We start from the raw sequence: 12,786 nt of genomic DNA, 5'->3' as shown, positions 1-12,786 counted from the left end.
GGCGGTGATGACTGGCTGCAAAGAACCTGTCATCGGCTGGTCAGGAGGATCGCTCCACCGACCGAGCACATGATTCTAGCAGCAAATCTTTCGCCTTCGAAGCCGGCAGTGCCGAAAGTGCGTCGCGTGCCTTGTCGGCCTGGGTGCGCGCGGCTTCGCGCGTGGCATCCAGCGCCCCGGTGCGGCGCACCAGCGCGATGATCTCGTCGAGCCGGGCGACCTCGCCGTGCTCGATGGCATGGCGGATCATCTGCCGCTCGTCTTCAGTGCTGCGGCTCATGGCCACCAGCAGCGGCAGGGTGGGCTTGCCTTCGCGCAGATCGTCGCCGACGTTCTTGCCCAGGGCATGGGTGTCGCCCTCGTAGTCGAGCAGGTCGTCCACCAGCTGGAAGGCCGTGCCCAGCGAGCGGCCGTAGTCGGCGCAGGCTTCCTCAACGGCCTGCGGTGCCTCGGCCAGCACGGCACCCAGGCGCGCGCTGGCCTCGAACAGCTTGGCGGTCTTGTAGCGGATGACGCGCAGGTAGTCCTCGACCGCCAGGTCGGGGTCGTGCATGTTCATCAGCTGCAGCACCTCGCCCTCGGCGATCACGTTGGTCGCGTCGGCCAGCACGTCGAGCACGCGCATGCGGTTCACGCCCACCATCATCTGGAAGGCGCGCGAGTAGAGAAAATCGCCCACCAGCACGCTGGCGGCATTGCCGAACAGCGCATTGGCGGTCTGCCGGCCACGCCGCAGCGAGGATTCGTCCACCACGTCGTCGTGCAGCAGCGTGGCGGTGTGGATGAATTCCACGGTGGCCGCCAGCTCGTACTTCTCGGGGCCGGCAAAGCCCAGCGCCTCGGCAAACAGCAGCACCAGGCGCGGCCGGATGCGCTTGCCCCCGGCGGTGACGATGTAGTGCGAGATCTGGTTGATCAGCGCCACCTCCGAAGCCAGGCGGCGGTGGATCACCGCATCGACCTGGGCCATGTCGGCAGCCATCGGGTCGATGGTGGCCGGGTCGGCGGTGGTGGCCAGTGCAGCGGGGAGGGGTGCGATCACGTCAGGCGGGTCCAGGCAAGCCCAAAATTATAGGGAGCCGCCTCGACCGCCCGCGCCCGGCCGGTGCCAGCTGCGCAAGTTTCTTCTTCGCGAATGCTTGTGCTAGAATCTTCGGTTCTTTCGCGCGCGCCAAGTCGTTTGGCGGGCCTGGATCACAGTATCCGGGCCAGGTCTTGCGGCCGGTGGGTGCGGGGGAGCAACATCGAAGCGTTTCTTCAAGAGGCACATATGTACGCGGTCATAAAAACCGGTGGCAAGCAATACAAGGTTGCTGCCGGCGAGAAGATCAAGGTAGAACAGATTGCTGCGGACGTGGGCCAAGAGATCGTGATTGACCAGGTTCTGGCCATCGGCAACGGTGACAGCCTGACGGTCGGGACTCCCTTGGTGGCCGGCGCCAGCGTGAAAGCCACGGTGGTGTCGCACGGCAAGCACGACAAGGTGCGCATCTTCAAGATGCGTCGCCGCAAGCACTATCAGAAGCATGGCGGCCACCGTCAGTGCTACACCGAGCTGGAGATCGGCGCTGTCGGCGCTTGATCGGTCACGGATCCAAGGAGTCTTTGAACCATGGCACAGAAAAAAGGCGGCGGTTCCACACGGAACGGCCGTGACTCGAAGCCCAAGATGCTGGGCGTGAAGGTGTTCGGCGGTCAAAACGTGCCCGCCGGCTCGATCATCGTGCGCCAGCGTGGCACGCGTTTCCATGCCGGCACCAATGTCGGCATGGGCCGCGACCACACGCTGTTCGCGCTGGTGGACGGCACCGTGTCGTTCACCACCAAGGGCTCGCTGAACCGTCAAACGGTTGTCGTGACGCCGGCCTGACGCCACCTCGGCACAGGCCCCGCGAAGCCCCGGCCTGCCGGGGCTTTTTGCATTGCGGGCCCACCGGGCCAAACAGGGCCCGTGCCGATCTCCGGCGGGTCTCGAAGGAAGGATGCCCATGAAATTCGTCGACGAAGCCACCATCGACGTGTCCGCCGGCAACGGCGGCTCCGGTTGCGCGAGCTTCCGGCGCGAGAAGTTCATTCCCTTCGGCGGCCCGAACGGCGGTGACGGCGGACGCGGCGGCAGCGTGTGGGCCGAGGCCGACCGCAACCTCAACACGCTGATCGACTACCGCTATGCGCGCCGCCACGAGGCGCGCAATGGCGAGGCCGGTCGGGGTTCCGATCAGTACGGCGCGGCGGCCGACGACATCGTGCTGCGCATGCCGGTGGGCACCATCATCACCGACCTGGGCACCGGCGACGTGATCGCCGAGCTGCTGGAGCATGGCGAGCGCATGCTGCTGGCCAAGGGCGGTGACGGCGGCTTCGGCAACCTGCACTTCAAGACCAGCACCAACCGCGCGCCGCGGCAGAAGACCCCCGGCTGGCCGGGCGAGGCCAAGAAGCTGCAGCTGGAGCTGCGCGTGCTGGCCGATGTGGGTCTGCTGGGCATGCCCAATGCGGGCAAGAGCACGCTGATCGCGGCCATCTCCAACGCCCGGCCGAAGATCGCCGACTACCCCTTCACCACCCTGCACCCCAACCTGGGTGTGGTGCGCGTCGGCCCCGAGAAGAGCTTCGTGGTCGCCGACGTGCCCGGCCTGATCGAGGGTGCCTCGGAAGGCGCCGGCCTGGGCCACCTGTTCCTGCGCCACCTGCAGCGCACCCGGCTGCTGCTGCATGTGGTCGACCTGGCGCCCTTTGACGACGCGGTCGATCCGGTGCAGCAGGCCAAGGCCATCATCGAGGAGCTGAAGAAGTACGACGCGGCGCCCGACGAGGACGAGGTCGACGAGGCGGCCGATGACGCCGCCGAAACCGACGACGACTTCGGCGACGAGCTTGACGAGGACGACGCGCCCGCCCAGCCGGCGCGCCGCAAGCGCCGCCGGGTGCGCGCCCGGGTGGGTGGCTCGCTGGCCGACAAGCCGCGCTGGCTGGTGCTGAACAAGCTCGACATGGTGCCCGGCGACGATCGTGCCAAGCGGGTCAAGGACTTCGTCAAGCGCATGAAGTGGAAAGGCCCGGTGTTCGAGGTGTCAGCGCTGGGCCGCGAAGGTCTCGAGCCCCTGGTGCATGCGATCTGGGACCACGTGGCCGCGTTCCAGCAGGTGCAGCACGATCCCGATCCGCGCTTCGATGCCCAGGCGGCAACGCCGGCTGCGGCCAGCGCACCCGGCCCGGTGGTGGCCGAGCCCGCTGCCGAGCCGGTGAGCGACGACCCGCGCTTCCGGCGTCTGGACGACGAGGGCTGAGCCATGTCCGAGCTGTTGCAGGGCGCGCGGCGCATCGTCGTCAAGGTGGGCTCCAGCCTGGTCACCAATGAGGGCCGCGGCATCGACGCCGAGGCCGTGGGCAACTGGTGCCGCCAGCTCGCCGCGCTGGCCGCCCAGGGCCGCGAGGTGGTGATGGTGAGCAGCGGCGCCATCGCCGAAGGCATGAAGCGCCTGGGCTGGAAGACCCGCCCGACCGAGCTGCACGAGCTGCAGGCCGCCGCCGCCGTGGGCCAGATGGGCCTGGCGCAGATGTACGAGACCCAGTTGTCCAAGCACGGCATGGGCAGCGCCCAGGTGCTACTGACCCATGCCGACCTGGCCGACCGCGAGCGCTACCTGAACGCCCGCTCGACCCTGCTGACCCTGCTGCAGCTGCAGGTGATTCCGGTGATCAACGAGAACGACACCGTGGTCACCGACGAGATCAAGTTCGGCGACAACGACACCCTCGGCGCGCTGGTGGCCAACCTGGTGGAAGCCGACGCGCTGGTGATCCTGACCGATCAGCGCGGCCTGTATTCGGCCGATCCGCGCAAGAACCCCGATGCGCGCTTCATCGACGAGGCGCGTGCCGGTGACCCCGAGCTCGAGCGCATGGCCGGTGGCGCCGGCTCGGGCATCGGCACCGGCGGCATGATCACCAAGATCCTGGCCGCCAAGCGCGCCGCGGGCTCGGGCGCCAGCACCGTGATCGCCTGGGGCCGCGAGCCCGATGCGCTGCTGCGCCTGGCGGCGGGCGAGCCCATCGGCACGCTGCTGGTGGCCGGCACCGCCAAGCTGGCGGCGCGCAAGCAGTGGATGGCCGACCACCTGCAGCTGCGTGGCGCGGTGGTGGTGGACGACGGCGCCGTGGCCAAGCTGCGCGACGAGGGCAAGAGCCTGCTGCCGATCGGCGTCACGGCGGTCGAGGGCGACTTCCGGCGCGGTGACGTGATCGCGGTGCGCACGCCCGGCGGCCAGGTGATCGCACGCGGCCTGGCGAACTACGCGGCGACCGAGGCGCGGCTGATCGCCCGCAAGCCCTCATCGCAGATCGTGGGCCTGCTGGGCTTTGTCAACGAGCCCGAGCTGATCCACCGCGACAACCTCGTGCTGGTGTAAGGCGGCGCGGCCGCTTGCGCGCCGGCCCGCCCGGCCGCCTGGCGGGCGGTGTCGCGCAGCTCATTCCTCCAGTTCGGACTTGGCCAGCTCGACATCGAGCCGCTCCATCGCATCGGCCGCCTCGCAGGCCGCGGCATCGGCGTAGAGCTGCTCGGCCTCTTTCATGCGCTTGCTGCCTTCCAGCATGGCCAGGCCGTTGGCGTACTCGATCATCGCGATGGCCGAGCCGGGGTTGAGCTTGCGCGCCTGCTGAAACAGCTTCAGGCCGGTGGCGGCATCGGCGCCCTGGGTGCGGCCCAGCAGCTTGCCCACCTTGTCGATCACCTCGGCATGGAAGGCACCCAGCGCGATGTGCGCATCGGCATGCTGGGGGGCCAGCGCGATGGTCGTCTCGAGCGCCGTCTTCACCTTGCTGCCCAGCCCCAGGCTCAGTGCCTTGGTCACGCTGATGCCCTGGCTGTAGCGGCCCAGCGCATAGGCCATCCAGTAGTGCGCGTTGGGCTGCTGCGAGTGCTCGGCCAGCAAGGCCTCGGCGCGCTCGGCCACGGCCTGGAACATCGTCAGCTTGAGCTTCTCGCTGGGCTCGAGGTAGTTGGCATAAATCGCCTGGGCCTTGTTGGCCACCGTGATGCCGGCCGCGCCACCGGCCTTCAGGCCGGCCTCGTGTGCCTTCTGGAACTCACCGGCATGGAACAGCACCCAGGCCTGCTGCACCGCCTTGTCGGTGGGCCAGGGTTCGGCGTCGCCGGCGTGCAGCTGGGGCCAGGCCTTCTTCAGCGCGGCCAGGTCGTAGGTGTAGTCGACGTCGTCATAGGGGAAGGCGGTCCACTTGGCCATGGGGCTTGTCTCCAGTTGTTGTGGGTGCGGTCCGCAGCGGGGCGGCCGGGGGTCAGGCTGGCGCCGAATCGGGCTTCTGGTAGGCGCCGGCGATCTGGAACAGGTGCTCGCGCGCGGCGGGCTCGAGGTAGGGCATCAGCAGGCTCAGCACATGGTAGGCACCGCGCGACAGGGCGGCCGCGGCGCTGTCGGGTTCGAGTGCCTTGCGCGGATCGCGCACGTACTCGTAGCTCAGCCAGTAGGTCAGCACCACCACCATGCTGGTGGCCACCGGCTCGGCCTCGCGGCGGTCGATGCGCATGGTCTGGCCGCGCGCCAGGCCGTCCAGCACGATCTGCACCGCGCGCGACTTGTTCTTCAGCACGAACTGGAAGTGCGTCTCGAGCCGGCGGTTCTTGCTGAGCAGGTCGTTCAGGTCGCGGTACAGGAAGCGGTACTGCCAGATCAGCTCGAACAGCATGTGGAAGAACAGCCAGGCGTCCTCGACATTGCGCACGTTGTCGGCCGCGCCCAGCAGGTCGTTCAGGCCGCGCTCGTAGCGGTCGAACAGGGCGTTGATCAGCTCGTCCTTGGCCGGGTAGTGGTAGTACAGGTTGCCAGGGCTGATGCCCAGCTCGGCCGAGATCAGCGTGGTGCTGACATTGGGCTCGCCGAAGCGGTTGAACAGCTCGAGCGTGACTTCGAGGATGCGCTCGGCGGTGCGGCGGGGCTTCTTGGCTTGGGATTGCATGCGGGCCCTGGGGCGGCCCGGTGGGCCAGATTGGCTGCCACACAATCTAGCACCAAGATGGGGGCAGGGCATTGACCGCGCTCCCTACAATGCGCCGCCTATGCCAGCGGTCAGCTTTCAACAGGTTGGAAAAACCTACAACGGGGCGCGCGGCAGCTTTCGCGCGCTGGATGGTGTCAGCTTCGACATCGGCGAGGGCGAGTTCTTCGGCCTGCTGGGGCCCAACGGCGCCGGCAAGACCACGCTGATCTCGGTGCTGGCGGGCCTGACCCGCGCCACCGAGGGCCGGGTCACCGTGATGGGCCACGATGTGCAGGCCGACGCGGCCGCCGCGCGCAAGGCGCTGGGCATCGTGCCGCAGGAGCTGGTGTTCGACCCCTTCTTCAGCGTGCGCGAGACCCTGCGCATCCAGAGCGGCTACTTCGGCGTGAAGGGCAACGATGCCTGGATCGACGAGCTGCTGTCCGAGCTGGGCCTGGCCGACAAGGCCCACGCCAACATGCGCCAGCTGTCGGGCGGCATGAAGCGGCGCGTGCTGGTGGCCCAGGCCCTGGTGCACAAGCCGCCGGTGATCGTGCTCGATGAACCCACTGCGGGAGTGGATGTGGAGCTGCGCCAGACGCTGTGGGCCTTCATCGGCCGGCTCAACAAGCAGGGCCACACGGTGCTGCTGACCACGCACTACCTCGAGGAGGCCGAGGCCCTGTGCCACCGCATCGGCATGCTCAAGCAGGGCCGGCTGGTCGCGCTGGAGCGCACGGCCACGCTGCTGGCCGCCACGCACAGCACCATGCTGCGCTTCAAGACCGACCAGGCCCTGCCGCCCGAGCTGGCGGCGCTGGCGCGCACCACGGGGCGCATCGTGCAGCTGCGCGCGCGCGATGCGGCCGAGGTCGAGCGCTTTCTGGCCACGCTGCGCGGTGCGGGTGTGGGCGTCGAGGATCTGGAGATCGGCCGCGCCGATCTGGAGGACGTGTTCGTGCAAATCATGCAGGGCCGCTCGCCGGTGGCCGCACCGGTGCAGGCCGTGGGGGCGGTGGCATGAGCGCCCGTCTCGAGGGCGCTGGCACGCTGTTCTACAAAGAGATTCTGCGCTTCTGGAAGGTGGCCTTCCAGACCGTGGGCGCGCCGGTGCTCACGGCCATCCTGTACCTGCTGGTCTTCGGCCATGTGCTCGAGGGCCGGGCGCAGGTGTTCGGCGAGGTCAGCTACACCGCCTTCCTGATCCCCGGGCTGGTGATGATGAGCGTGCTGCAGAACGCCTTTGCCAACAGCTCGTCCAGCCTGATCCAGAGCAAGATCACCGGCAACCTGGTGTTCCTGCTGGTCTCGCCGCTGTCGCACTGGGCCTGGTATGCGGCCTATGTGGGGGCCAGCGTGGTGCGCGGCCTGATGGTGGGCTTCGGCGTGTTCATCGTCACCGTGTGGTTCTCGCCGCCGCCCTTTGCCGAGCCGCTGTGGATCCTGGTGTTTGCGGCACTCGGTGCCGGGCTGATGGGCTCGCTGGGCCTGATTGCCGGGCTGTGGGCCGAGAAGTTCGACCAGATGGCGGCGTTCCAGAACTTCATCGTGATGCCCATGACCTTTCTGTCGGGCGTGTTCTATTCGGTGCATTCGCTGCCCGCGTTCTGGCAGGCGGCCAGCCACCTGAACCCGTTCTTCTACATGATCGACGGTTTCCGGCGCGGCTTCTTCGGCACCAGCGACGCCTCGCCCTGGCTCAGTCTGGCCGTGGTGGGCACGGCCTTCATTGCCGTGGCGGCGCTCACGCTGCATCTGCTGCGCATCGGCTACCGCATCCGGCCCTGAGCGCCGGGCGGGCAGGGCGCGCGTGGATGCCACACGGGTACAGATCCCGCCGCACGGCGCTCGGGCATTCAGTGCTCGCAGATAATCCCCCACATGGCTGATCCCACCGTTGACCAAGTTCGCAGCTACATCGCTGCAGGCCTGCCCTGTGAGCACCTCGTGGTCGAGGGTGACGGGCAGCATTTTTTCGCCACCATCGTGTCGGCCGAGTTCGACGGCCTGCCGCGAATCCGCCGCCACCAGCGGGTGTATGCGGCCCTGGGCGATAGAATGCGGGCCGAAATCCACGCGCTGTCGATGAAGACGCTCACCCCCGCCGAATGGGCAGCCGCACCGGCGGCCGACGCCCCGCACCACTCCCACTGACACCTGCGGCCACATGCTGCGGGTGGCTCTCGGGCACCCGCGGTACACGGTGGCCCTGATCCGCGCGGCATGGGGCGCCCCTGAGAGGACACCCCCCGATGACGATGCTGACCCTCGCCCTGTCCAAGGGCCGCATCTTCGAGGAAACGCTGCCGCTGCTGGCCGCCGCCGGCATCACGGTGAGCGAGGACCCCGAGAAGAGCCGCAAGCTGATCCTGCCCACCAGCCACGATGGCGTGCGCGTGGTGCTGGTGCGGGCCACCGATGTGCCCACCTATGTGGAGCATGGCGGCGCCGACATCGGCGTGGCCGGCCTGGATGTGCTGCTGGAGCACGGCGGCGCCGGCCTGTACCAGCCGCTCGACCTGAAGATCGCCCAGTGCCGCATGAGCGTGGCCACGCGCGATGATTTCGACTACGCCAGCGCGGTGAAGCAGGGCTCGCGCATCCGCGTGGCCACCAAGTACACCGCCATCGCGCGCCAGCACTTCGCCGACAAGGGCGTGCACGTCGACCTGATCAAGCTCTACGGCTCGATGGAGCTGGCGCCACTGACCGGCCTGGCCGATGCCATCGTCGATCTGGTGTCCACCGGTTCCACGCTCAAGGCCAATCACCTGGTCGAGGTCGAGCGCATCCTGGATGTGAGCTCGCGCCTGGTGGTCAACCAGGCGGCGCTGAAGCTGCAGCGCGAGCCGATCCGCCGCCTGATCGATGCCGTTGCGCAGGCCATTGCCGCGCGCCAATCCTGATCCGCCAGACGCTTTCCGCCATGACCGCCGTCGCCATCCGCCAGCTCAGCACCACGCAACCCGATTTCGAGGCGGCCTTCCAGCAGGTGCTGCACTGGTCGGCCGAGACCGACGACGCGATCGAGGCCCGTGTGGCCGACATCCTGGCCGAGGTGCGCCGCCATGGCGACGCCGCAGTGCTGCGCTACACCGCGCTGTTCGACCACCTGCAGGCCGACAGCGTGGCCGCCCTGGAACTCACGCGCGACGAGTTGAAGGCGGCGTTTGACGCCATCACGCCGGCCCAGCGCGCGGCGCTCGAATCGGCCGCGCACCGTGTGCGCAGCTACCACGAGCGCCAGAAGCAGGCCTGCGGCCTGAGCTGGCAGTACCGCGACGAAGACGGCACGCTGCTGGGCCAGAAGGTCATGCCGCTCGACCGCGTGGGCATCTACGTGCCGGGCGGCAAGGCCGCCTACCCGAGCAGCGTGCTGATGAACGCCATCCCCGCCCATGTGGCCGGTGTGGGCGAGATCATCATGGTGGTGCCCACGCCGGCCCGCAGGGATGGCGTTTCAGGTCAAGCGCGTGGCGAGAAGAACCCGCTGGTGCTGGCCGCCGCCCACGTGGCCGGCGTCAGCCGCGCCTTCACCGTGGGCGGTGCGCAGGCCGTGGCGGCACTGGCCTACGGCACCGCCACCATCCCGCGGGTGGACAAGATCACCGGCCCCGGCAATGCCTACGTGGCCGCCGCCAAGCGCCGCGTGTTCGGCCAGGTGGGCATCGACATGATTGCCGGGCCCAGCGAGATCCTGGTGCTGGCCGACGGCAGCACGCCGCCCGACTGGGTGGCGATGGACCTGTTCAGCCAGGCCGAGCACGACGAGCTGGCGCAGAGCATTCTGCTGAGCCCCGATGCCGGCTACATCGCCCAGGTCAAGGCGGCGATCGAGCGCCTGATCGACGGCATGCCGCGCCAGGATGTGATCCGCGCCAGCCTGGCAGGCCGCGGTGCGCTGATCCACACCGCCAACATGGAAGAGGCCTGCGCCATCAGCAACCGCATCGCGCCCGAGCACCTGGAGGTGAGCAGCCGCGAGCCGCAGCGCTGGGAGCCGCTGCTGCGGCACGCCGGCGCCATCTTCCTGGGCGCCTTCACCAGCGAGAGCCTGGGCGACTACTGCGCCGGCCCCAACCATGTGCTGCCCACCAGCGGCACCGCACGCTTCAGCTCGCCGCTGGGTGTGTACGACTTCCAAAAGCGCAGCAGCCTGATCGAGGTGAGCGAGGCCGGCGCCCAGGTGCTGGGCCCGATCGCCGCCGAGCTGGCCTATGGCGAGGGCCTGCAGGCGCACGCCCGGGCGGCCGAGCTGCGGCTCAAGCGCTGAAGCGTCATTGACACGAAGTTCGTGTAGCACGAAAATCGTGTTGCACGAACTCAGTGGCTCGATCATGAAGAACGTCACGGTCACGATGGAAGACAGCGTTGCCGACTGGGCGCGCATGGAGGCGGCGCGCCGCAACACCAGCGTGTCGCGCCTGATCGGCGAGATGCTGGCCGAGAAGATGCGGCACGACGACGCCTACGAGCGCGCCATGCGCGAGGCGCTGGAGTTCAAGAGCATCGGCAAGTCCGATGGGCGCTATCCCTCCCGCGAGGCGATCAACGACCGTTCGCTGGATCGCCAGTCGCCATGACGGTGCTGGCGTTCATCGACACCCATGTGCTGGTGTACGCGGCCGATGACCACGACATCGGCAAGCGCGACGCGGCGCGAGCCTGGCTGGCGGCGTGCTGGCAGCGTCGCTGCGGCCGGCTGAGTACCCAGGTGCTCAATGAGTACTACACCGTCATCCGCCGCAAGTTCCCGACGCCCGTGGCGGCGGGTGATGCGCGCGCCGAGATCCGGCGCCTGCAGGCCTGGCAGCCCTGGCAGATCGACCACCACACCCTGGAAGCGGCCTGGGCGGTGGAGGCGCGCCACCGATTCCACTACTGGGATGCGTTGATGGTGGCCTCGGCCCAGCAGCAAGGCTGCACCGTGCTGCTCACCGAAGACCTGCAGCACGACCAGCGCATCGACACGCTGCGCATCGTCAACCCCTTCCAGGCCGACGTCAGCCTGCTCGACGAGACCTCATGAGCGATTCCAGCGATTCCCTTGCCGCCATCCTGCAACGCGTGATCCGCCAGGACATCCAGGGCCTGCACGCCTATGCCGTGCAGCCGAGCGCCGGCCTGGTCAAGCTCGACACGATGGAGAACCCGCACCGCCTGCCCGAGGCGCTGCAGCGCGAGCTGGGCGAGCGCCTGGGCCGCGTGGCCATCAACCGCTACCCGGCCGAGCGCGGCGACGACCTGAAGGCCGCACTGGCGGCCCATGCGCAGATGCCCGAGGGTTGCGGCCTGGTGATGGGCAATGGCTCCGACGAGCTGATCACCCTGCTGAGCATGGCCTGCGCCAAGCCGGGCGCGGTGATCCTGTCGCCGCTGCCCAGCTTCGTGATGTACGGGCTGTCGGCGCAGCTGCAGGGCATCGGCTTTGTCGGCGTGCCGCTGAGCGCCGATTTCGAGCTCGACGAGCCGGCCATGCTGGCGGCGATTGCCCGGCACAAGCCGGCCCTGCTGTACCTCTCGTACCCCAACAACCCCACGGCCAACCTGTGGGACGACGCGGCCATCGAGCGCTGCATCGAGGCCATGGCCGCGGTGCAGGGCCTGGTGGTGATGGACGAGGCCTACCAGCCCTTTGCCGCGCGCGACTCGATGAGCCGCCTGCGCCGCCACCCGCATGTGCTGGTGATGCGCACGATGAGCAAGTTCGGCCTGGCCGGCGTGCGCATCGGCTACCTGATCGGCCGCACGGCCCTCACCGACCAGATCGACAAGCTGCGCCCGCCCTTCAACATCAGCGTGCTCAATGCCGAGGCCGGCCTGTTCGCGCTGGAACATGTGGACGACTATGCGCGCCAGGCCACCGCCATCCGCGAGCAGCGCCAGCGCCTCTACGCCGCACTGCAGGCCCTGCCCGGTGTGCACCCCTGGCCCAGCGAGGCCAACATGGTGCTGGCACGCTTTCCTGATGCCGCCAAGACCTTCGCGGCCTTGAAGGCGCGCGGCATCCTGATCAAGAACGTCAGCGCGCTGCACCCGCTGCTGGCCAACTGCCTGCGCCTGACCGTGGGCACCGCCGATGAAACCGGGCAGCTGATCGCCGCGCTGGCCGAATGCCTGTGAACCCCGCCAAAGACGCCACCACCATGGATCGCATTGCAGAAGTCACCCGCAGCACCAACGAGACCCAGATCCGCGTGCGCGTCAACCTCGACGGCAGCGGCCAGGCCCGGCTGGCCACCGGCATCGGCTTTTTCGACCACATGCTGGACCAGATCGCCCGCCACGGCCTGATCGACCTCGAGGTGAGCTGCGAGGGCGACCTGCACATCGACGGCCACCACACGGTGGAAGACGTGGGCATCACCCTCGGCCAGGCAGTGGCCCAGGCCGTGGGCGACAAGAAGGGCCTCACCCGCTACGGCCACAGCTACGTGCCGCTGGACGAAGCCCTGTCGCGCGTGGTGGTCGATTTTTCGGGCCGCCCCGGCCTGCACCAGCACATCCCGTTCACCGCCGGCATGATCGGCCAGCTCGACACCCAGCTGGTGTTCGAGTTCTTCCAGGGCTTCGTGAACCATGCGCTGGTGTCGCTGCACATCGACAACCTCAAGGGCATCAACGCCCACCACCAGTGCGAGACGGTGTTCAAGGCCTTCGGCCGCGCGCTGCGCATGGCGCTGACGCTCGATGCACGCTCGGCCGGCGTGATCCCGTCAACCAAAGGAAGCCTGTGACCATGAACGTAGCGTGCGGGCCGAGCGCCGGGCCGCTCCCAAGCCGGAC

The 12,786-nt window shown here is 68.5% G+C and carries 16 protein-coding genes; 13 read left to right on the top strand and 3 right to left on the bottom strand.

The annotated features are described in order from the left end of the window. Nucleotides 1-40 precede the first annotated feature (40 nt). Complete coding sequence (locus tag N4G63_RS19290) at nucleotides 41-982, bottom strand: polyprenyl synthetase family protein (RefSeq protein ID WP_260787669.1); 942 nt, start codon at nucleotides 980-982, stop codon at nucleotides 41-43. Between the two features lie 288 nt (nucleotides 983-1,270). Here N4G63_RS19290 and rplU point away from each other — a divergent pair, with 288 nt between their 5' ends. The 4 genes from rplU to proB all read left to right on the top strand — a co-directional run bounded on the left by rplU (nucleotide 1,271) and on the right by proB (nucleotide 4,412). Continuing rightward, complete coding sequence (gene rplU, locus N4G63_RS19285; RefSeq protein ID WP_260787246.1) at nucleotides 1,271-1,582, top strand: 50S ribosomal protein L21; 312 nt, start codon at nucleotides 1,271-1,273, stop codon at nucleotides 1,580-1,582. A 30-nt stretch (nucleotides 1,583-1,612) separates the two neighbouring features. Then, nucleotides 1,613-1,870, top strand: a complete 258-nt coding sequence (gene rpmA, locus N4G63_RS19280) for a 50S ribosomal protein L27 (protein ID WP_260787247.1) — start codon at nucleotides 1,613-1,615, stop codon at nucleotides 1,868-1,870. A 118-nt stretch (nucleotides 1,871-1,988) separates the two neighbouring features. Further along, the gene (cgtA, locus tag N4G63_RS19275) at nucleotides 1,989-3,290 is read left to right on the top strand and encodes an Obg family GTPase CgtA (protein ID WP_260787248.1); all 1,302 of its coding nucleotides are present in this window, start codon (nucleotides 1,989-1,991) and stop codon (nucleotides 3,288-3,290) included. A 3-nt stretch (nucleotides 3,291-3,293) separates the two neighbouring features. Next, a complete protein-coding gene (gene proB, locus N4G63_RS19270; protein WP_260787249.1) occupies nucleotides 3,294-4,412 on the top strand; it encodes a glutamate 5-kinase in 1,119 nt (372 codons plus the stop codon). Nucleotides 4,413-4,472: 60 nt separating this feature from the next. Here the strand turns inward: proB and N4G63_RS19265 are convergent, their stop codons facing one another. Next, nucleotides 4,473-5,249, bottom strand: coding sequence for a hypothetical protein (locus N4G63_RS19265; RefSeq protein WP_260787250.1), 777 nt, complete (start codon nucleotides 5,247-5,249; stop codon nucleotides 4,473-4,475). Between the two features lie 52 nt (nucleotides 5,250-5,301). Further along, nucleotides 5,302-5,979, bottom strand: a complete 678-nt coding sequence (locus tag N4G63_RS19260; RefSeq protein WP_260787251.1) for a TetR/AcrR family transcriptional regulator — start codon at nucleotides 5,977-5,979, stop codon at nucleotides 5,302-5,304. A gap of 100 nt (nucleotides 5,980-6,079) precedes the next feature. Between N4G63_RS19260 and N4G63_RS19255 the strand changes: the two genes are divergently transcribed. The 9 genes from N4G63_RS19255 (at nucleotide 6,080) to hisB (ending at nucleotide 12,737) form a co-directional block, all read left to right on the top strand. After that, a complete protein-coding gene (locus N4G63_RS19255) occupies nucleotides 6,080-7,024 on the top strand; it encodes an ABC transporter ATP-binding protein (protein WP_260787252.1) in 945 nt (314 codons plus the stop codon). After that, nucleotides 7,021-7,788 (top strand): ABC transporter permease, encoded by a 768-nt coding sequence (locus N4G63_RS19250; protein WP_260787253.1) that lies wholly within the window; start codon nucleotides 7,021-7,023, stop codon nucleotides 7,786-7,788. The genes N4G63_RS19255 and N4G63_RS19250 overlap by 4 nt, the downstream gene beginning before the upstream one ends. 93 nt (nucleotides 7,789-7,881) lie before the next feature. After that, nucleotides 7,882-8,154, top strand: coding sequence for a BolA family protein (locus tag N4G63_RS19245; protein ID WP_260787254.1), 273 nt, complete (start codon nucleotides 7,882-7,884; stop codon nucleotides 8,152-8,154). A gap of 104 nt (nucleotides 8,155-8,258) precedes the next feature. Beyond that, nucleotides 8,259-8,906, top strand: a complete 648-nt coding sequence (gene hisG / locus N4G63_RS19240; protein WP_314600221.1) for an ATP phosphoribosyltransferase — start codon at nucleotides 8,259-8,261, stop codon at nucleotides 8,904-8,906. Nucleotides 8,907-8,926: 20 nt separating this feature from the next. Continuing rightward, nucleotides 8,927-10,273, top strand: a complete 1,347-nt coding sequence (gene hisD, locus N4G63_RS19235) for a histidinol dehydrogenase (RefSeq protein WP_260787255.1) — start codon at nucleotides 8,927-8,929, stop codon at nucleotides 10,271-10,273. Nucleotides 10,274-10,337: 64 nt separating this feature from the next. Then, nucleotides 10,338-10,583 carry a CopG family transcriptional regulator gene (locus N4G63_RS19230; protein WP_260787670.1) on the top strand — a complete coding sequence of 82 codons (246 nt, stop codon included), beginning with the start codon at nucleotides 10,338-10,340 and terminating at the stop codon, nucleotides 10,581-10,583. After that, on the top strand, nucleotides 10,580-11,029 hold the full coding sequence (locus N4G63_RS19225) for a PIN domain-containing protein (protein WP_260787256.1): 450 nt from the start codon (nucleotides 10,580-10,582) through the stop codon (nucleotides 11,027-11,029). The genes N4G63_RS19230 and N4G63_RS19225 overlap by 4 nt, the downstream gene beginning before the upstream one ends. Next, nucleotides 11,026-12,123 (top strand): histidinol-phosphate transaminase, encoded by a 1,098-nt coding sequence (gene hisC, locus N4G63_RS19220; RefSeq protein ID WP_260787257.1) that lies wholly within the window; start codon nucleotides 11,026-11,028, stop codon nucleotides 12,121-12,123. The genes N4G63_RS19225 and hisC overlap by 4 nt, the downstream gene beginning before the upstream one ends. Further along, nucleotides 12,114-12,737 (top strand): imidazoleglycerol-phosphate dehydratase HisB, encoded by a 624-nt coding sequence (gene hisB / locus N4G63_RS19215; RefSeq protein WP_260787258.1) that lies wholly within the window; start codon nucleotides 12,114-12,116, stop codon nucleotides 12,735-12,737. Before hisC ends, hisB begins: the two co-directional genes overlap by 10 nt. The last annotated feature ends 49 nt before the right edge of the window (nucleotides 12,738-12,786 follow it).

The sequence above is a fragment of the Aquabacterium sp. OR-4 genome, assembly GCF_025290835.2.
Classification (GTDB): domain Bacteria; phylum Pseudomonadota; class Gammaproteobacteria; order Burkholderiales; family Burkholderiaceae_C; genus Pseudaquabacterium.
The sequence above is the reverse complement of the archived record's forward strand: the minus strand, read 5'-3'. Positions and strand labels throughout refer to the sequence as shown.

Excerpts from the sequence above, each read along its gene's own strand:
- N4G63_RS19290 (WP_260787669.1), bottom strand. The coding sequence starts at position 982 with ATGGCTGCCGACATGGCCCAGGTCGATGCGGTGATCCACCGCCGCCTG.
- rplU (WP_260787246.1), top strand. The coding sequence starts at position 1,271 with ATGTACGCGGTCATAAAAACCGGTGGCAAGCAATACAAGGTTGCTGCC.
- rpmA (WP_260787247.1), top strand. The coding sequence starts at position 1,613 with ATGGCACAGAAAAAAGGCGGCGGTTCCACACGGAACGGCCGTGACTCG.
- cgtA (WP_260787248.1), top strand. The coding sequence starts at position 1,989 with ATGAAATTCGTCGACGAAGCCACCATCGACGTGTCCGCCGGCAACGGC.
- proB (WP_260787249.1), top strand. The coding sequence starts at position 3,294 with ATGTCCGAGCTGTTGCAGGGCGCGCGGCGCATCGTCGTCAAGGTGGGC.
- N4G63_RS19265 (WP_260787250.1), bottom strand. The coding sequence starts at position 5,249 with ATGGCCAAGTGGACCGCCTTCCCCTATGACGACGTCGACTACACCTAC.
- N4G63_RS19260 (WP_260787251.1), bottom strand. The coding sequence starts at position 5,979 with ATGCAATCCCAAGCCAAGAAGCCCCGCCGCACCGCCGAGCGCATCCTC.
- N4G63_RS19255 (WP_260787252.1), top strand. The coding sequence starts at position 6,080 with ATGCCAGCGGTCAGCTTTCAACAGGTTGGAAAAACCTACAACGGGGCG.
- N4G63_RS19250 (WP_260787253.1), top strand. The coding sequence starts at position 7,021 with ATGAGCGCCCGTCTCGAGGGCGCTGGCACGCTGTTCTACAAAGAGATT.
- N4G63_RS19245 (WP_260787254.1), top strand. The coding sequence starts at position 7,882 with ATGGCTGATCCCACCGTTGACCAAGTTCGCAGCTACATCGCTGCAGGC.
- hisG (WP_314600221.1), top strand. The coding sequence starts at position 8,259 with ATGCTGACCCTCGCCCTGTCCAAGGGCCGCATCTTCGAGGAAACGCTG.
- hisD (WP_260787255.1), top strand. The coding sequence starts at position 8,927 with ATGACCGCCGTCGCCATCCGCCAGCTCAGCACCACGCAACCCGATTTC.
- N4G63_RS19230 (WP_260787670.1), top strand. The coding sequence starts at position 10,338 with ATGAAGAACGTCACGGTCACGATGGAAGACAGCGTTGCCGACTGGGCG.
- N4G63_RS19225 (WP_260787256.1), top strand. The coding sequence starts at position 10,580 with ATGACGGTGCTGGCGTTCATCGACACCCATGTGCTGGTGTACGCGGCC.
- hisC (WP_260787257.1), top strand. The coding sequence starts at position 11,026 with ATGAGCGATTCCAGCGATTCCCTTGCCGCCATCCTGCAACGCGTGATC.
- hisB (WP_260787258.1), top strand. The coding sequence starts at position 12,114 with ATGCCTGTGAACCCCGCCAAAGACGCCACCACCATGGATCGCATTGCA.